Raw genomic sequence first — 16,916 nt, forward strand, 5'->3', positions numbered from 1 at the left:
GCCAGGGATCAACGCGCGAGCGTGGGGGACCCGAAGTGGAATCCCTGGCCCCAATCGATGTCGAGCGCGAGCAGGGCATCGGCGGTATCCGCACCCTCTATGCCCTCGGCTATGGTCGTAATACCCAGGTCGTGACCGAGTCTGGCGATGTCGTGGATGATGGCCGCCACGCGCCTGTCGGAGGTGACGCGTACCACGAGTTCCTTTTCGATCTTCAGGAAGGATACGGGGAAGTCGGCCAGGTACAGGAACGACGAGTAACCGCTCCCAAAGTCGTCGAGCGCCACGCGAAAGCCGTATTCCAGTAGCGGTTCCAGATGGCGCTTTACGGCCTTACGGTCGCGGAGCATGGCCCGCTCCGTGATCTCGATGACAAACGGCGTCCCGCAATCCCGGGTGAGCCCGGTATCGCGACCTTGATTGCGGGCGTCCTGCAGAAGGGCGGCGAGTGTCTGGGCCTGCGCAAGCAGGCCCGCCGAGGCATTCACAAAATGCAGTATGGGCGCATCGTGGGCCTTGACGCGCTCCACGCAGCGGCGCATGACCTGGGCTATGATCACCTGATCGATGCGTTGCAGCTGGCCCAGGTGCGCGGCGGCCTCGATGAACTGCGCGGCGTCCAGGACCACGCCTCCAGGCAAGACCAAACGCGCCAGGGATTCGTCGGCGACCACCACACCATCTTTCAACGATACGATGGGCTGGGCCGCGGCCACGACCCGGCCATGGCCCAAGGCCTCTTCGATCTGTCCGCCGATACAAAAGATGCTGGGACTTGCGCCGGCCCGGCGGACCCGGTCGCCACCCTCCTGCTTGGACTGATAGAGAGCGGCATCGACCATGGTCATGAGCTCCGCTATGGTTTTGCCATCGAACGGGAAGGTCGCTACACCGATGCTGGCGGTGACATGAAGTTCGTGGCCGCCCACGGAAATCGCGGTATGTGCAAGCCGTTCGCGGATCCGTTCCATGCCATAAAGCGCCGAGTCCGGCCCGGTGTCGGGGAGCAGGCACAGGAATTCCTCGCCGCCCCAGCGCCCCACGAGATCTCCAAGGCGCATGGCGGCGCGCAGGATCTTGGCGGCATGGACCAGGACCTCGTCACCGACGGCGTGGCCGTAGGTGTCGTTTATGACCTTGAAATGGTCGAGATCGATCAGCCCCAGGCTGTAGACGCTGTCTGTTTGCGCCCCTTGCGCGTGATGCCGTGCCATCGCCTCTTCGATCATGTTGCGCCGATAGAGGCCGGTCAGCGTGTCGTGCTGGGCGAGGTAATTGGCGCGAGATTCGGCGGCCTGCCGGAGCGTTTCCTGATCGAAGCTGTCGAGCGCAAACGAGATGTCTTCGGCAATGCGCCGCAAGAGATGCAAAAGGTCATTGTCGAAAAAAGAGGCCTCGTCCGAAAAGACGCAGAGCGCGCCGTACACCTGGTCGCCCCGCTTGAAAGGGAACGCGCCCGCCGACAGGTTTACCGACGCATCCGGCAAGCGGACACGTCCTGCCTCCATGTTATCTCCTCCTTGCTGCACGACGGGTTCGCCGGCCAGGATGGCGTCTTGCGAGAGCGTCCGCACCGCTTCTTCGGGTGGCAGGGCCGCGCCGTCTTTGGCTTCCGAGAACGCGGCGACGATCCGCGGGACATTGGGGGGCTCGACTACAGTGATGTATGCGCATCGCAGGTGCCCATATTCCACGGTGGTGCGACAGATGCCCTCGAAAAGGGCTTGGGGATTGGTGCGGCAGGCGACTAGGTGGTCGACTTGACAGAGTGCCGAGTAGAAATCGGTCACATGACGCAGGCGTTCCTCCGACTCCTTGCGCTCCGTTATGTCGTGGCATATGGCGACATGATGCGTTATGGCCCCGGAGTCGTCGCGTACGACGCTTATGGTGAGCCATTCCGGGAAGATTTCGCCGTTCTTGCGTCGGTCCCAGATCTCGCCTTGCCAGTGGCCAGTCGCAAGTACAGCGCGCCAGAGGTCGGCGAAAAAGGCCTTATCGTGGCGCCCTGATTGCAGGAGGTTCGGAGACCGGCCTATCACCTCCGGGGCATCGTAGCCCGTGAGGCGCTCGAAGGCGGCGTTCACCGCGACGATACGGTTGGCGGCGTTCGTGACCATGATGGCCTGTATGCTGTTATCAAAGACCGCGGCGGCGAGGTTCTGTTTGTAGGCCGCCTCGGCGAGCCAGCTCATATCGCGCAGGATTGCGACATACGTCCGCTCACCCCCCTCGACTACGCCGGCGATGCTCACATCCGCCAGAAAAGTCTCGCCGTCGTGGCGGCGGAAGAAGGCGCTGTAGCACAGGCTGTCGGGGCGCGTGCTATCGGGGTGCGGGCGGATGGGGGCATCGGTACGCCAGGCACGCAGGCTCGCCCCGGCAAGCGCCGACGCCTCGCAGGCCAGAATCCGGCAGGCCTCGTGATTGGTCGTCTGGATGATGCCTCGCTCGTCAAGGACGAATACGGCATCCGTGCTGAAGGCCAGCAAGAACGCGAGTTTGCCATGCAGGTCGGCATTATTGCCCTTCCGCATAGGCCACCCCCTTTATCGTTATCGTCGTTCCCGGTGTTGCCGTCAGAACCCCGGTTGCCGCTCCGGCGATTCTGGGGGGCCGGCGAGGCCGACGTATGCCATGATTGTGAGTATAGACAAGCCCGCCAGACGGCGGCTGCGGGCCCATGGGCCAAAGGGGTACAGCGGATGGGTCTGGGTGGTGCGTGCGGGGCGGATTTAGGCGCTTGGCCCATCATTGCGGGATGCGGATCGTCGGGTCCGACCTCGATCACGCCGAAACCCTGTCATCGGCAACTTCCCTCCTGGCCCGGAGTCCTTTACAATGCCGCCCACTGGGGCGGTAGCTCAGCTGGGAGAGCGTCGCGTTCGCAATGCGAAGGTCGGGAGTTCGATCCTCCTCCGCTCCACCATAAAATCAAGGACTTACGGCGCAGTATACCGGAGTCAAAGGGGAATATGCCATAATCCTGCCATAACGCGTATGGCAAATGGGGGGTTATGGCAACATTCCGCAAACGGCCTGGGCCGGGAGGCCGGAGCGCTTGGCAGGCGCAAATCATCCGGCGGGGACATGAGCCCCAGTATAGAACTTTCGATACCAAGGCCGAGGCCGAGGCGTGGGCGCGCCAGATTGAATCCGAAATCGACCGTGAGGTGTTTGTTTCGCGCGCCGAGGCGACCAGGACGACCATCGCCGAGGCATTGAGCCGGTACGGGCGCGAGGTGTCCAGCAAAAAGCGTGGGGCCGTCCAGGAAGCCTCCGTCATCGCGATTTTGGCGGTTGGTCCTTTGGGGCGTCTGACACTCGGATCACTGCAAAGCAAGGACCTCGCCCAATATAGGGACTCCCTCCTAGCTGATGGGTATAGCCCGATTACGATCAAGCGCCGCCTCGCCATCCTGTCACACCTTTATAAGATCGCTATCCGCGAGTGGGGTATGGGCGGACTCGTAAACCCCGTTCCAAACGTCTCTATACCCAAGCTGAACAATGCCCGCGACCGCCGCCTGCAGGGCGACGAATACGCCCGGCTTATGTCCGCCGCCGCCACCTATGGCGGGGAGATTGGCCCCCTCATCACCTGGGCCATAGAGACCGCCATGCGCCGCGGGGAGATCGCGGCCATGCGATGGGATCACCTGGACGGGCCGTCCGGCCCGCAATGCCGCCAGGCGCGGGTGTTGCTGATCCCGGAGACCAAGACGGGCACGCCCCGGCGGATACCGCTGTCCACGACGGCCGTCGCCATCCTCGACGCGCTCCCCCGGCGTATAGACGGCCACGTGTGGAGCATGCGCCCGGACTCCATCTCGCAGGCCTTCGAGCGGGTCTGCAAGGCCGCCGGCATCACCGGACTGACCTTCCATGACTTGCGCCACGAGGCGGCTTCCCGGCTGTCGGAGAAGGGGTTTGGGGCTATGGAGGTCGCGGCCATCACCGGCCACAAGACCATGCAGATGGTGAAGCGGTATACTCACTTCAGAGCGGAGGATTTTGTGGGGAGGCTGGGCTAGTCGAGATGAAGGTGATAATTCACCCGCATGCCCGCGAACGCATGACGGAGCGCGGGGCGACAACGGGTGAAGTCGAGGGCGCCATAATGGCCGGCGAGCAATTCCCTGCGCGCCTCGGCCGGTCCGGGTTTCGTCGCAACTTCCCTTTCGAAGGGACTTGGCGGGGCCGGTCCTACAGCATCAAGCAGGTAGAGGTGTATGCTGTGAGTGAGGGAGACGCATGGGTTGTGGTCACCGTTATTGTGAAGTACTTTTAAAGGCTGTAGGAGGCACACCATGGAGCTGAGCTATGACCCGCGTCACAATATCGCTTATCTGCGCCTGCGGGCGACGGCGGCCGAAGTCGAAACCTTACGCGTTAGCGATGAGATGAACATCGATATTGCGCCGGACGGAACGATTTACGGCATCGAGCTACTGAACGCCAATACTCAGTTGAGCGGCGACCAGGGGCGGCTGGTACTGGTTGACAAGGAAAGCGGCAAGCGGCAGGAAATGCGCTTGCCCGCAGCTTGACTCAATATGGTTGAGAGTGCTACGGTTTAGTCATTGGCGGACCACTGTCAATCTTATGCGAAGCCTTAAGCGGCCTCACCTCGACAACCCCCGCCTTCCTGGCAGGAGTTGAAAAAGGACTATAGGACAGATCTGTCCTAAATTCCTGGTCCTGAAATCCTCAAAAAAACAGGGTCCACAGGACAACTATGTCCTGACTAGACAGTGCTAAGTTCTCGCTGTGATTTTAGCTTTTTCTTTGGCGACCCTGAGATTGGATAATTCCGTCGCCAAATCAATCCAGCGGTCCGCCAGTAGCTTCATATGCTCGTAATTCTTGATCTGCTTTCGCACTTCAGGCAAATCTTCTTTTTTGACGAACTTACTGCTGCTCTTTCCCTTGCGCGTGTAGCTCACCTGGTAGTAGGGACCGTGTTTTTTAGGCGGGTCTGCCTTGCAGCTGCATCCCGGTTTGCCACATACGTTGTACTGTTTTGACAGACTGCCTGGGCGCATATCTCCCAGCGCCACCAACGCCTTCTTGGTTTTCTCTATCTGTTTCTCTAGTGTCGTTTCGCGGTTCGTGGCCATGATGAAATAGATCTCTGTTTCGGTCCCTGAAGTATAGCATATTGCGTCCGGTAGCATCATAATGCTATCGGACATTGCGCGCCACTTTGTGGAGAATCTATGCTTTGGAATTATTGGCTGGCAGCCGTGCGCGAACTGCGTCCAGCGTGTTCCCGTACCCGCACATTCTTCTGGATGCTACTGACTCTGGCAGGTCTGTGCTGCCGCGCGGACAATGCCGGCGTTACCAGCTTCGTGCGAGCGCTCGATTTCTCCGGCAAGGCTTATCACCGCTTCCTGCATTTCTTCCACAGCGCAGGACTCCATCTCGAAACACTGACGGCTTGCTGGCTACGCCTATGCTTGAGGCTGTTTCGTCCATTTGAGGTGAACTCGCGCCTGGTCTTCCTCGCCGACGGGATAAAAGCACCCAAGGAGGGTCGCAAGATGCCGGGCGTGAAGCTGCTGCATCAACAATCTGCCGGTAACACTAAGCCTACCTACATCATGGGGCACTCGATGCAGGCCATTTCCCTGCTGGTGCAGTGCGCGGCCGGACAGGTGGCTGCCGTGCCGCTGGTGTCGCGGATCCATGAGGGATTGGTGTTCTCCAACCGCGATGCCAGCACGCTCCTCGATAAACTGGTGGCGCTCCTGTTGACATTGGTCGGGGTGTGCCAGCGGCAGGTGCTGCTCATCGCCGACGCCTACTACGCGAGCGCAAAAATCATCCTGCCCTTGCTGGCCGGTGGCCACCACCTCCTGACACGGGCCAAGGGCAACGTGGTGGCCTATTGGCCGGCACCCGCCCCTGTCAGTCGCGGCAAGGGAAGGCCAAAACTCTATGGTCACAAGGTGCGACTTAAGGACGCGGCCAAAGAGGAGCATGCCTTCATCGAGGCGCCCAGTCCTGTCTACGGTGAGAACACTGTGCAGGTGCGGTACCGCGTCATGGATTTGATCTGGCGCCCCGTGGGACACCTCGTCCGATTCGTGATCGTCCACCACCCTCATCGTGGCACGATATTTCTACTCTGCACCGACCTCACACTCGAACCCATGGAGATCCTGCAACTTTATGGATTCCGTTTCAAAATTGAGATCGGATTCAAACAGGCTGTCCATGTCATGGGGGCTCATGCCTATCATTTCTGGATGGCCGACATGAAGCCGATTCGACGTGGCAGCGGCAATCAGTATCTGCACCGGACATCGGATGGCTACCGCGCCGAGACACGACGTAAGCTTGGGGGCTCATGCCTATCATTTCTGGATGGCCGACATGAAGCCGATTCGACGTGGCAGCGGCAATCAGTATCTGCACCGGACATCGGATGGCTACCGCGCCGAGACACGACGTAAGCTCAACGCTTATCACGTCCAAGGGCCACTCGGGGTAATCGCTCAGGGATTGCTGCAGCACCTTGCCATCAACCACACGGCTGCAGTCTGGCACGGCTTTCGCAGCTGGTTACGCACCATGAACGAGGCCATGCCTCCATCCGAACTGGTCGTCGCCTACACCCTGCGCAGCGGACTGCCGGCATTTTTCGCGGTTGCCGCTAAATTCCCTGGCCTCGAGAAAATAATCGAGACATATCGTCGTCACGATGCGCCGCAGGAGAAATACAAATTGGCAGCATAGGAAAAGTTGGCACTGTCTAGTTTTCGCGGTTGCCGCTAAATTCCCTGGCCTCGAGAAAATAATCGAGACATATCGTCGTCACGATGCGCCGCAGGAGAAATACAAATTGGCAGCATAGGAAAAGTTGGCACTGTCTAGTCAAGAGTAAGACTCTACAAACGCGGTCGATTCCAGGCAACGCACGCAAAAAGTTCCGCCCCCGCCGATAACTCCAAGGCCCGAATTCCAGGGGCCAAAGGAGATTGACGATATGAAGTACATCATGAAGTGGCTTTTGGTTTTGGGGGCGGTCCTGATGGCCCCCGCCCTGGCCTCCCGGCTGGGTGTGGTGAATTTTGCAAACGGCTCCACGACACCCACAGAAATTCCAACGGGCCAAGGTAAACAATGCCCGTAACCGGCGTCTCGTCGGCGATGAGCAATCCCGCCTTCTGGCGTCCGCACGGGCCTACGACTCGACCCCCCATGCGGGGGGCAATGTCGGCTCCCTCATCACCTGGGCCATAGAGACCGCCATGCGCCGCGGGGAGATCGCGGCCATGCGATGGGATCACCTGGACGGGCCGTCCGGCCCGCAATGCCGCCAGGCGCGGGTGTTGCTGATCATGCGATGGGATCACCTGGACGGGCCGTCCGGCCCGCAATGCCGCCAGGCGCGGGTGTTGCTGATCCCGGAGACCAAGACGGGCACGCCCCGGCGGATACCGCTGTCCACGACGGCCGTCGCCATCCTCGACGCGCTCCCCCGGCGTATAGACGGCCACGTGTGGAGCATGCGCCCGGACTCCATCTCGCAGGCCTTCGAGCGGGTCTGCAAGGCCGCCGGCATCACCGGACTGACCTTCCATGACTTGCGCCACGAGGCGGCTTCCCGGCTGTCGGAGAAGGGGTTTGGGGCTATGGAGGTCGCGGCCATCACCGGCCACAAGACGCAAGGCCGCCGGCATCACCGGACTGACCTTCCATGACTTGCGCCACGAGGCGGCTTCCCGGCTGTCGGAGAAGGGGTTTGGGGCTATGGAGGTCGCGGCCATCACCGGCCACAAGACGCTGCAGATGCTCAAGCGGTACACGCACCTGCGGGCGGAAGATTTGGCGGAGTTGCTGGGGTAGCGTGACAGTAACGCTATACCCGCCGCCCCACCTCCTTCAACAGCGCTCGCGTAATAGCGCCCGTGGAGCGGTTGCGCCGGCCGGCCCGGATGGCCTGGCGGTCCTTAGCAAACGCGATGCGTAGCTGCTCGATAAGGCCGCTGTCGGATAGTTCCTTCTCGTCGCCGTCCGGACCCCAAATCGTCTCCCTGTCCCGGGCGCGCTTCTCGCGTTGGCGCTCGGCAGGGGTCATGGGGCCGCTTTTGTAGAGGGGTGGGCGAGGCATGGACGCGCTCCTATTCCGTGACAGTAACGAAATTATAGACCGTCCGGACGGCGATTGCGCGGGTGGGGTCAACACGGGCGACGGGCCCTGCGTTCGGAGCGCCGTGGGGCCTCCCGAACGATCCCCGTGAGGCCCTAATCCCGGTCACGGCCCTGGAGCGTGTCGCCTGCGTTGTACGAAGTCGGCCGACCCCGCCGGGGGGTGGCCAAGGCTTGGACGGGTGGCCCCCCGCATGGGGGCTTTGGGGAGCGCTCAGACACTCCTCACTTCCGTGAGAAGATCGGGATGGCGATCCAGTACCCTAAGAAGCTTTACAAGGGCCAGTGGCGGTCTTGTCTTGCCGGTCTCATAACGCGAGAAGGCATTGACGCCGCCCCCGAAGATCTCGGCGGCCTCGCGTTGGTCCAGGGCGAGCTTCTTGCGCACATGGACAATGAAGGCGGGATCAACGACAGCGGCGTTAACCTGCTTCGCAAACGCCTTCATTTCACACATGACGCGATCGGATTCGCCGGCCTCGAGAATCACCTCTCCGCACGCCGGACAGAACTCACCCGACACTGCCGGGATGGCCGTGGTCTCACCCTTGTAGGTGTAAGGCAGGTCACGGGTGTCAGTCCCATTGGTGCATGGTTAGGGCTACATGGCCTGTTTCCCCGCCCAAACGGCGCGCGCTGGTCCCGTTATCGTGATGGGGTCATGGAAGGGCGTTTGCGCCAGGCGCTGGCGCGCCTCAATCCCGGTCTTCCCCAAGAAAGAGACCTTCCCGCGCTGGCGCCCGGTGGTCGTCATGGGACCGGTTTGGTAAGTGGGCCTTGTCTTTCACCCTCTCCGAGGAACTGGACAATGAATCAATAAGGTTGCTGCCAATGAAGGATTGTGATCCGCCACTACGATTCGAGTCGTATGAAAACGCACTCGCGTTTATACCATATAAGCGTACCTAATATGGATACCAACCGGCGCGCAAATCGCCCTGCGATTCGCGTCGGCGCTACGCGGCGACTTCCGGTACGGCTGTTATGCTCGGTCCCCATGTGATATCATGGACCCCTTAAACGCGCTCGGTCTCATTCCGCGCGCCTCCTTCATTTCCTCTTTACTGTGCAAGAGGCGATCGCTTTTGTGGGTGTTTGTAGGGGTATCCTGGCTTCTCTTGTATTAATGGCGTTCGGATCTTCGATTGCCGTGCGTCCTCCTGATCGTCAAGGGTATTCCGGCGTCCCGGAAAGAGCGCCACATTGCGGTTGAAGGTAAACCGGGGCCATATGAAAATCGAATGTTTACCCTTATCGCACGATAGACGGATCGGGGATGGTGCGTATCCGCCAGTAGCGGCCGTGGTTGGTGCCGGGGCCTGGGGTACGGCGCTTGCAGCGGCGTTTTCGCGCGGTGGCTACCTCGTGAATCTCTGGACGCGTCAGGCGCGTGTGGTGGCCTCGATCCGTGATCGGCGCCGTAATCCGGCCTACCTGTCCGATGTTCAGCTGCCGGAAGGGCTTGCGGCCACCACGGATCTTGCAGGCGCACTGCGCGGCGCCGAAGTGGTGGTGATGGCGGTTCCGAGTAGCGCCTTGCGCGTGATTGCGCGACGCATCGGACCGCTTCTGCCGGCCGATGTCCCCGTGCTTTTTGCGAGCAAGGGGCTCGAGAAAGGCAGTGGTGCATTTATGACGGAGGTTGCGGAGGCGGTGTTCGCCGGGCGTCTCGTCGGGGTGCTGACAGGTCCCGGCTTCGCCGCCGAGGTCACGCGGGGAGAACCGACCGTGTTGACGCTTGCCATGGCGGCGCTGGCGGGCCAAAAGACCGTCGGCCGAGGGGCGCGTGAGTTTGCCGAGACCTTCAAGACGCGTCTCGCCAGGGGCGGGATCTCGGTGGCGATCACAGACGATGTCGTGGGGGCGCAGGTGGGTGGTGCCCTGAAAAATGTCATCGCCATTGCCTGTGGTATGGCGGCTGGCCGGGGGTTTGGCGAGAACGCGCGCGCAGCGATCATCACACGCGGCTTCGAGGATATGCGCAAGCTGGCAGTGGCGCTGGGCGGCCGCGCGGAGACCTTGCTTGGGAGCTGCGGAGCGGGCGACGTGTTTCTCACGTGTGCAAGCACCCAGTCGCGCAATTACCGCCTGGGTGTGGCATTGGCGCGCGGCGATGAACCGCCGGCCGGGGTGGTTGAAGGCATCAGCACCGCCGAGGCCGTGCGCATGCTTGAGCAGGATGCGGACATTGACCTGCGTCTGCCGCCGGTGATCCGCGCGCTATGGGCGCATGAGATATCCCCGGAGCAGGCGCTCGAGCGCCTGCTGGGTGTGGATTGAGGGTGGCGGTGGCCGAAGACCGTAAACGCACGGTGCTTGCCACGGATCTCGACGGCACCTTCCTGGGAGGGGCGCTGGCCGCGCGCGCCGCGCTTTATAGATGGATCGCCGAGCGCCGCGACGAACTCATAGTGATCTTCGTCAGCGGGCGTGGTTTGGGGTTCATGCGTGAACTGGCGGATCGCTTGCCGGTGCGCCCGGATCATGTGATTGCCAATGTCGGTACGAGTGTCGCCGCCGGTCCCGACTGGCGCCCGCTGGCCGACATCGAGTCGTGGCTCGACGCGCGCTGGCCCGAGGATGCGCCCGCGCGTATCGCGAAGGTGCTTGCGCGCTATCCCGGGCTTACCCCGCAGCCGGTCGTGGAAGGGCGGCGGGTCTCGCGTTACTACAGCGATCACGGCGAGGCGATGGCCGCGCAGGCGGACGTGGAGCAACTCGGGTTCGAGGTTCTGCTCTCGGATGAGCGCTATTTCGATGTTCTTCCGCCCGGAGTGCGCAAGGGCCCGACGCTTCTAAGGACACTCACCGCCCTGGGGATCGCGCATGAGCGCACGCTGGTTGCCGGAGATACACTGAACGATTTGTCGTTGTTCGAGACCGGGCTTGCCGGTGTTGCCGTCGGCAACAGCGAGGCCGGACTGGTGCGCGCCGTCCGCGCGCGGCCCAATGTGCATCTGAGTACCAAGCCCGGTGCGGCCGGAGTGCTAGAAGCGCTCAGGGTATTCCACGAAAGGGGGAGTTTATGGGAACACCGCTTGTCATAGTCTACCATCGCCAGCCTTACGAGGAGAAGATCGTCGACGGCCGCACGGTGCTCGTGGAGAACAAGAGCCCCAACGGCATCGTGCCGGCGCTGAAGGGGTTTTTCGGAAACGTCGAGCGCGCCACCTGGGTTGCCTGGAAAAAGGCCCCGGCTGGCAAGAAAGGGGCATTTCAGTCGCGCATTACCGTGGAGGACAGCTACGGGAGTTACGAGGTCTCGCGCCTGCCGCTCGATGGTAATCAAGTCCGCCAGTTCTACCATATCACATCGAAAGAGGCTTTGTGGCCGGTGATCCACAGCCTCCCGTACGCCTTTAGCACCGAACACACCGATTGGGCCACGTTCCGTGATGTCAACAAGCGCTTCGCGGAGGCGGCATGCGCGGAGGCGGCGCCCGGCGCGGTTGTGTGGGTGCATGATTATAACCTGTGGCTTGTTCCGAAATTCGTGCGTGATCGACGCCCGGATGTCACGTTGGCGTTCTTCCATCACACGCCCTTTCCGGCGCCCGATATCTTTTGCATTCTTCCATGGCGCGAGGAGATCCTGGAGAGCCTGCTCGCCTGTGATCTCGTGAGCTTTCACGTGGCGCGCTATGCGCGCAATTTCGGCGCGCTCGTCAAGGCCTTGCGGCCGGCGGCGGTCATGGAAGATGGCCCGGTGCCTCCCGAATGGCAGAATGTCGGCACGGCCTTGACAGAGGACACCGCGCCGCGCTCCGTGACGGTTCAGGGCCATGTCACGCATATCGATGCGACCCCCATCGGTACCCATCCCGAGCTCATACGCGCGATCGTCGAAAGCGAACGCGGGCAGGCACGGGTGCGGGCGATCCGCGAGGAGATCAAGGAGGATATCCTCATCGTTTCGATAAACCGCGTGGATTATACGAAAGGCGTGCATCAGATGCTCGAGACCTTCGATCGCCTTCTGGAGCGCCGCCCGGAGCTGCGCGGGCGCGTGAAGTTGATCCTGACGACGGTGGCGCCGGCCGACGGCATGCGTGTCTATCGCAATGCGCAGCAGCAGATTGAGCAGACCGTGGGGCGCATCAATGGCCATTACGGGTCCCTGACGTGGCTGCCTATCATGCTATCCACCAATCCGATGCCCTTTGAGGAGGTCTTGTGTTGCTATCGTGCGGCGGACATCTGCTGGGTGACGCCGTTGCGTGATGGCCTGAATCTGGTGGCCAAGGAGTTCGCGGCGGCTAATGAGGGGAGTGACGGGGTGCTCGTGCTTTCGGAATTCGCGGGTGTCGCAATCGAGCTGCGGGGTGCGGTTCTGGCGAACCCCTACAGCCGCAATTCCATGGATCGGGCCATCGATGAGGCGATCGATATGCCGCGCGCGGAACGGCGGGCGCGCATGGAGCGCATGTTTGAGCAGGTGACACGTCTCGATATCCGCCATTGGACGGCGCACATCCTGGAACTCTTTTCGCGCGTGAGTCCCGCGCGGGGCCAAGGGGGAGGAGCGTTTCGGGATTGCAAGGACAAAGTCAGCACGCATTAGATTCGCGAGCCTGCCCAATGTCGGGCGTGCGCAGATCCTTAAGTGCCAAGACAGGGTTTGTGGGCGCTATGAGTGGCATGGGCGGGGCGCGAGACCGCGATATCGTGATCTTCCTCCCCCATCTTGACGCGCCCCGCCGAAAGGCCGCCAGAGGCCCGCGCAGGGACCCCCCGAGGGCGTGGCGGCGATTCCCGGTCAGATGCCAACGCCGATACGACCCCGGCTTGATCCCGAGGGGTGAATAGCGCCTCTCATGGCTTGCTAGGCCAGGTATTGATCGTCCAGGACCGCCTCCAGCCAATCGACCATCCGGCCGTCCGAGCCTCCTGAAGGGCGATATGGGTCATGGCCATGTCCGGTGTGGCGCCGTGCCAATGCTTGTGGCCCGGGGGACACCATATGACGTCACCCGCCCGGATCTCCGCTTTCGCTTCGCCAAAGCATTGCGTCCACCCGCGCCCCGCGGTCACCATCAGCAGTTGTCCGAGTGGATGCGTATGCCAATGGGGCCGCGCCCCCGGCTCGAATGTGACGCTTGCCGCACCCATCCGCGAGGGCCCCGTCGGCGAGTGAATGGGGTCTATGCGGACGATCCCGGTATACCACTCCGCAGGACCTCTTTGAGACGGCGCGGATCCCGCGCGTGTCAAAATCATGGCAGCCTCCCTCAGGACCCGAGAGTCCCCATATCGATGACGAAACGGTATTTGACATCGCCCCGGACCGTGCGGTCATAGGCCTCATTGACATCCTTTATCGAGATGCGCTCGATGTCGCACACGATGTTGTGCTGGCCGCAGAAATCCAGCATCTCCTGCGTCTCCGGCAGGCCGCCGATCAACGATCCCGCCAAAGACCGCCGTCGGAATATCAAGGGAATCCCGTCGACCTTCTTGAGGGGTTCCACGGAACCTACGATCACCATTGTCGCGTCGCGTTTCAATAGCGCCATATAGGGGTCCGCATCATGACCCACGGGAATCGTGTTCAGCAGAAAGTCAAAGCGATCCCGCGCCTGTTTCATGGCCTCGCCCTGCGTGGAGATCAGCACCTCGTCCGCACCGAGCTTCCTCGCATCCTCGCCTTTGGAAGGTGAGGTCGTGATCATTGTCACATGCGCCCCCATGGCGTGCGCGAATTTCACCCCCATGTGACCGAGCCCTCCGAGGCCGATGACACCGACCCGCTGGCCGGCGCCGACGTTCCAGTGCTTGAGTGGGGAATAAGTGGTTATCCCCGCACACAGAAGCGGGGCGGCGGCCGCCGGATCGAGATTCTCCGGGATGTGCAGGACGAAGCGTTCGTCCACGGTGATCGTGTCGGAATAGCCGCCAAACGTCAAAGCGTGCGGTGTTCCACCGATCTTGTCCTCGCCACCGTAGGTGCCGGTAAAGCCGTTGTCACAGTATTGCTCCAGACCGGCCTCGCAGGACGGGCAGGTGCGGCAGCTGTCTACCATGCAACCGACGCCCGCCAGCTCACCCACCTGGAAGCCCTTGACCTCACGGCCGATCGCGGCGACCCGCCCGACGATCTCGTGTCCGGGAACAAACGGATAGGAGGTCCAGCCCCACTCATTGCGCGCCGAATGGATATCCGAGTGACAGATGCCGCAGAACAGAATATCGAGAACGATATCCTGGGGCCTTGGGTCGCGACGCTCGAACGTGAACAGCTTTAGCTCCGCGGTTGCCGATTGCGTCGCGTATCCTCTCGATTGTATCGTCATTACGGCCTCTCTTATGTTTTTCATCATATCTTTCGCCTGGCGGCGATAAACCGTTCCATGCCGCCAAACCCGATCCATCAAAAAGCCCCTACGCGGACCGCTTCGCACTTGAGGGCGTCCGCACATGCCTCAGGCGGCGGTCGACGCGCACCGGCATCTTGTGGTGTTGATGTGGGTATCGGTATTCGCGGCGCGACGGCCGTCCACGTGCCGCCATCCGGATTACCAAAGGTGTTGCGCGTGTCGGCGTGCGCTCATCATTCATCTCCATCCCACAAAGCCGGTGGATGTCCATGAATCAGGGTTGCCGGCGCGGCGGCGAACCTCTGTCTTGCGGGTGGGACGCGCCCCCCTCTACCATGGTGGGCGCATCGATGCGCGCCTCTTTACCCCGCCGCCATGGCCGGGCCCGATCTCCTTGGCAAATCGGCATGAACACGCGGCGCCGAAAAGGACGCATGCGATCGGTGGCCGGCGTTGGGAACCGGTCCATTAAACCAAATGAGCGGGTCGGCGACAAGTATGCGCAGGTTCGCGGCATTCTTTAAGAAAAAGGGGCGCGCAACAGGACCAAAAAAGCGCGCCGATCACGCGATCTTAAGGCGGCGAGGGGTCCGCAAAACGGATGACAACTCCCGCAGGCCCGCGAACTCATGTTCAGAAATAGCGGAAATGCGCATGACCGGCGCCCGTGCCGCATTTGCGGGGGGTGTACACGGCGCGCCGTGGCCGGCGTTGGTTCTTGGACAGGGGCGGGCTCGTCTGTCATAATGCCAAACCACCTTTTTGGTGGACGTGCACATCCTACTTAGGTCCGACTTATGCGGACTCAAGGGTGCTATAGGATGGTTTCGCACGGAGAGCATAAGGAGAGACACATGAAAACAACGAAACGGCTTTCGCAATGCCTCGGGGGGCGTGCGTTACCGGAAAGCAGCGTTCTTTGGTCTTCTCGACACGGGCTTTTCTGGACACTCGGGGCTTTCGCAACCATGGGATTGATTGGCGCGGCCTTGGTTTCGAGTTACTGGAACAAGGGCCAGCTTGTGCGTGCGACGATGGCGGGAACGAATCGCATCGTTCTTACAGCCAATGCCGCACCCCCTGCCCTCTGGTCCAACGCCTGGCTCGGTCGCCGGCCGTATCGCGCCGTGGCGTTTCATGGTCTTCGAAGGGTCGCGACCGGGTTCAGCCTCATGACCTTGCAGAAGCCGAGAACGCTCACCCAGGATCTGCTGCATGTGGCGCCTGATATTTCCGTTCATTTAACCAAGCTCAAGGATGAGTTGTCGGCCGAAGCCACCCGGGTATTCGCGGCGCACGCGTGGCTTTGACGGCCGGTTGACGCGCCATCGGCCGGTTGGTCACAGCCTTTTATCCGGTCGCGATAGCCCCCGTAAACCCGAGAGGGCCGCATCGAGCATGCGTTTGCCCGGATGAGGCCGGTTTGGATACCTCGAAAACCAGGATGGGACGCGCGTGGCGGACGGATATAATGCGCCAATGCAAACGGAGCAATGGCAGCAGAGCAAAATGTCCTGGCAGGCTCTCGGTGGGCGGCTTCTCGCCGCTGCCGCCAAGCCGCGCACGGCAAAGGTCGTCAATGGCGTTGCAATCGTCGGTCTTGCGGCGGTCCTGGCGCACTGGACCTGGGGGGCGCTTTCGTCGCCGGTGCGGGCCGCATCGGCCCCCGTCACAAGGGCGCAGTCCGCGCCACCACCACTGCGGGTGTTGCTGAAAAGCCATTTATTCGGCCAGTCGCCGGCAACGAGCCTGGCGGCGATCCCGGTCAGCCATCTGGCGCTGACCCTTTCGGGACTGGTGGCGGGCCATCCGGGCGTGGCGCTGATCGCCGGGCCAAGTGGCAAGGTGCATCCGTACCTCGTCGGGACAAGCGTGTCTCCGGGCGTGGTTCTGGCGGCGGTCACCGCAGACCGGGCCATTCTGCGGCAGAACGGTCGACTCGAGAGCCTTTTGCTGTATTCCCGCAAGCCCGAGGTGCCGCCGGCATCGGCAACCCCCTCCACGCCGGCGGCGCCCACCCCGGCGGCAGCGCGGCCTCATCCCTCAGGGTCGGCGCCCGCCGTTACGGTCCCCGTGAAGCCATCCGTAGTGGCGGCGTTTGCGAGTGTGTCGAATGCGACCTTGAAGTCGTGGCTTGTGCCCGGGCCGGAGGGCGGCGTGCTGGTCAAGGGCGCTCCTGCGCAGACCTTTGCGAGTCTCGGTCTGCGTCAGGGGGATGTCATAGAGGAGGTGAATGGGCAGCCCGTGAATTCTCTGGGCGCGGCGGTCAGCGCGTATATCGCTGGCGCCAAAAGTGGTGATGTCACAGTGGATGTGGCGCGCGACGGACACATGAAGGTCTTTCAGTACACGATGCAAGCCCCATGAGTCTGTTTGTGTGGTGGATACCCTTTCTAAGGACGGAGTACCGATGGGTAAGTGGGTATGTAGCCGGCCGTGTGC

At 61.9% G+C, this 16,916-nt stretch carries 14 protein-coding genes, 1 tRNA gene and 3 pseudogenes; 12 read left to right on the forward strand and 6 right to left on the reverse strand.

Annotated elements, in window-relative coordinates; genetic code table 11:
• Nucleotides 1-8: 8 nt before the first annotated feature.
• Entirely contained in the window at nt 9-2,537 is a 2,529-nt protein-coding gene (locus C4901_RS04875; protein WP_110136379.1) for an EAL domain-containing protein, read from the reverse strand.
• A 316-nt stretch (nt 2,538-2,853) separates the two neighbouring features.
• Here C4901_RS04875 and C4901_RS04880 point away from each other — a divergent pair.
• From C4901_RS04880 to C4901_RS04895, 3 genes are all read left to right on the forward strand, one after another.
• Nucleotides 2,854-2,929: transfer RNA gene (locus C4901_RS04880), tRNA-Ala, on the forward strand.
• Nucleotides 2,930-3,017: 88 nt separating this feature from the next.
• Nucleotides 3,018-4,034 carry a site-specific integrase gene (locus C4901_RS04885; protein WP_110136380.1) on the forward strand — a complete coding sequence of 339 codons (1,017 nt, stop codon included), beginning with the start codon at nt 3,018-3,020 and terminating at the stop codon, nt 4,032-4,034.
• A gap of 276 nt (nt 4,035-4,310) precedes the next feature.
• A complete protein-coding gene (locus tag C4901_RS04895; RefSeq protein ID WP_110136382.1) occupies nt 4,311-4,550 on the forward strand; it encodes a DUF2283 domain-containing protein in 240 nt (79 codons plus the stop codon).
• A 207-nt stretch (nt 4,551-4,757) separates the two neighbouring features.
• Here C4901_RS04895 and C4901_RS04900 read toward each other — a convergent pair whose 3' ends face one another.
• Complete coding sequence (locus tag C4901_RS04900) at nt 4,758-5,180, reverse strand: DUF6788 family protein (protein ID WP_145960619.1); 423 nt, start codon at nt 5,178-5,180, stop codon at nt 4,758-4,760.
• A 39-nt stretch (nt 5,181-5,219) separates the two neighbouring features.
• Here C4901_RS04900 and C4901_RS04905 point away from each other — a divergent pair, with 39 nt between their 5' ends.
• The 4 genes and pseudogenes from C4901_RS04905 to C4901_RS18835 form a co-directional block, all read left to right on the forward strand.
• Nucleotides 5,220-6,461 carry a transposase gene (locus C4901_RS04905; RefSeq protein ID WP_110136384.1) on the forward strand — a complete coding sequence of 414 codons (1,242 nt, stop codon included), beginning with the start codon at nt 5,220-5,222 and terminating at the stop codon, nt 6,459-6,461.
• Nucleotides 6,382-6,744, forward strand: coding sequence for a hypothetical protein (locus C4901_RS17225; protein ID WP_145960620.1), 363 nt, complete (start codon nt 6,382-6,384; stop codon nt 6,742-6,744). Before C4901_RS04905 ends, C4901_RS17225 begins: the two co-directional genes overlap by 80 nt.
• A gap of 605 nt (nt 6,745-7,349) precedes the next feature.
• Nucleotides 7,350-7,493 (forward strand): annotated as a pseudogene (locus tag C4901_RS19160) (hypothetical protein); the annotation flags it as partial.
• Between the two features lie 192 nt (nt 7,494-7,685).
• Nucleotides 7,686-7,857, forward strand: a pseudogene (locus tag C4901_RS18835) (tyrosine-type recombinase/integrase); the annotation flags it as partial.
• A gap of 13 nt (nt 7,858-7,870) precedes the next feature.
• On the opposite strand, the gene C4901_RS04920 reads toward C4901_RS18835, so the two are convergent.
• Nucleotides 7,871-8,122, reverse strand: coding sequence for a hypothetical protein (locus C4901_RS04920; RefSeq protein WP_110136386.1), 252 nt, complete (start codon nt 8,120-8,122; stop codon nt 7,871-7,873).
• 252 nt (nt 8,123-8,374) lie between these two features.
• Nucleotides 8,375-8,725 (reverse strand): type II TA system antitoxin MqsA family protein, encoded by a 351-nt coding sequence (locus C4901_RS04925; protein ID WP_110136387.1) that lies wholly within the window; start codon nt 8,723-8,725, stop codon nt 8,375-8,377.
• Between the two features lie 737 nt (nt 8,726-9,462).
• Here C4901_RS04925 and C4901_RS04930 point away from each other — a divergent pair.
• From C4901_RS04930 to ggpS, 3 genes are read left to right on the forward strand one after another with little or no spacing between them, the layout of a single operon-like run.
• The gene (locus tag C4901_RS04930) at nt 9,463-10,440 is read left to right on the forward strand and encodes an NAD(P)H-dependent glycerol-3-phosphate dehydrogenase (RefSeq protein WP_168185550.1); all 978 of its coding nucleotides are present in this window, start codon (nt 9,463-9,465) and stop codon (nt 10,438-10,440) included.
• A gap of 8 nt (nt 10,441-10,448) precedes the next feature.
• Nucleotides 10,449-11,207, forward strand: coding sequence for an HAD family hydrolase (locus C4901_RS04935; protein WP_205736196.1), 759 nt, complete (start codon nt 10,449-10,451; stop codon nt 11,205-11,207).
• Complete coding sequence (ggpS, locus tag C4901_RS04940) at nt 11,186-12,721, forward strand: glucosylglycerol-phosphate synthase (protein ID WP_110136390.1); 1,536 nt, start codon at nt 11,186-11,188, stop codon at nt 12,719-12,721. The genes C4901_RS04935 and ggpS overlap by 22 nt, the downstream gene beginning before the upstream one ends.
• 261 nt (nt 12,722-12,982) lie before the next feature.
• Here ggpS and C4901_RS18840 read toward each other — a convergent pair.
• Both C4901_RS18840 and C4901_RS04950 read right to left on the reverse strand, forming a co-directional pair.
• Nucleotides 12,983-13,377, reverse strand: a pseudogene (locus C4901_RS18840) (cupin domain-containing protein).
• An 11-nt stretch (nt 13,378-13,388) separates the two neighbouring features.
• Nucleotides 13,389-14,450: an NAD(P)-dependent alcohol dehydrogenase gene (locus tag C4901_RS04950; protein ID WP_110136391.1), complete on the reverse strand. Its 1,062-nt coding sequence runs from the start codon at nt 14,448-14,450 to the stop codon at nt 13,389-13,391.
• 878 nt (nt 14,451-15,328) lie between these two features.
• On the opposite strand from C4901_RS04950, the gene C4901_RS04960 reads away from it, so the two are divergent.
• Together C4901_RS04960 and C4901_RS04965 are read left to right on the forward strand one after the other, a co-directional pair.
• A complete protein-coding gene (locus C4901_RS04960; RefSeq protein ID WP_145960621.1) occupies nt 15,329-15,784 on the forward strand; it encodes a hypothetical protein in 456 nt (151 codons plus the stop codon).
• Nucleotides 15,785-15,983: 199 nt separating this feature from the next.
• On the forward strand, nt 15,984-16,841 hold the full coding sequence (locus tag C4901_RS04965) for a type II secretion system protein N (RefSeq protein WP_168185551.1): 858 nt from the start codon (nt 15,984-15,986) through the stop codon (nt 16,839-16,841).
• Nucleotides 16,842-16,916 lie beyond the last annotated feature (75 nt).

It is taken from the genome of Acidiferrobacter sp. SPIII_3, from assembly GCF_003184265.1.
Lineage (GTDB): Bacteria > Pseudomonadota > Gammaproteobacteria > Acidiferrobacterales > Acidiferrobacteraceae > Acidiferrobacter.

Bases quoted from the DNA above. Each gene is read 5' to 3' on its own strand.
- C4901_RS04875 (WP_110136379.1), bottom strand. From the start codon at position 2,537: ATGCGGAAGGGCAATAATGCCGACCTGCATGGCAAACTCGCGTTCTTG.
- C4901_RS04885 (WP_110136380.1), top strand. From the start codon at position 3,018: ATGGCAACATTCCGCAAACGGCCTGGGCCGGGAGGCCGGAGCGCTTGG.
- C4901_RS04895 (WP_110136382.1), top strand. From the start codon at position 4,311: ATGGAGCTGAGCTATGACCCGCGTCACAATATCGCTTATCTGCGCCTG.
- C4901_RS04900 (WP_145960619.1), bottom strand. From the start codon at position 5,180: ATGATGCTACCGGACGCAATATGCTATACTTCAGGGACCGAAACAGAG.
- C4901_RS04905 (WP_110136384.1), top strand. From the start codon at position 5,220: ATGCTTTGGAATTATTGGCTGGCAGCCGTGCGCGAACTGCGTCCAGCG.
- C4901_RS17225 (WP_145960620.1), top strand. From the start codon at position 6,382: ATGAAGCCGATTCGACGTGGCAGCGGCAATCAGTATCTGCACCGGACA.
- C4901_RS04920 (WP_110136386.1), bottom strand. From the start codon at position 8,122: ATGCCTCGCCCACCCCTCTACAAAAGCGGCCCCATGACCCCTGCCGAG.
- ggpS (WP_110136390.1), top strand. From the start codon at position 11,186: ATGGGAACACCGCTTGTCATAGTCTACCATCGCCAGCCTTACGAGGAG.
- C4901_RS04950 (WP_110136391.1), bottom strand. From the start codon at position 14,450: ATGACGATACAATCGAGAGGATACGCGACGCAATCGGCAACCGCGGAG.
- C4901_RS04960 (WP_145960621.1), top strand. From the start codon at position 15,329: ATGAAAACAACGAAACGGCTTTCGCAATGCCTCGGGGGGCGTGCGTTA.
- C4901_RS04965 (WP_168185551.1), top strand. From the start codon at position 15,984: ATGTCCTGGCAGGCTCTCGGTGGGCGGCTTCTCGCCGCTGCCGCCAAG.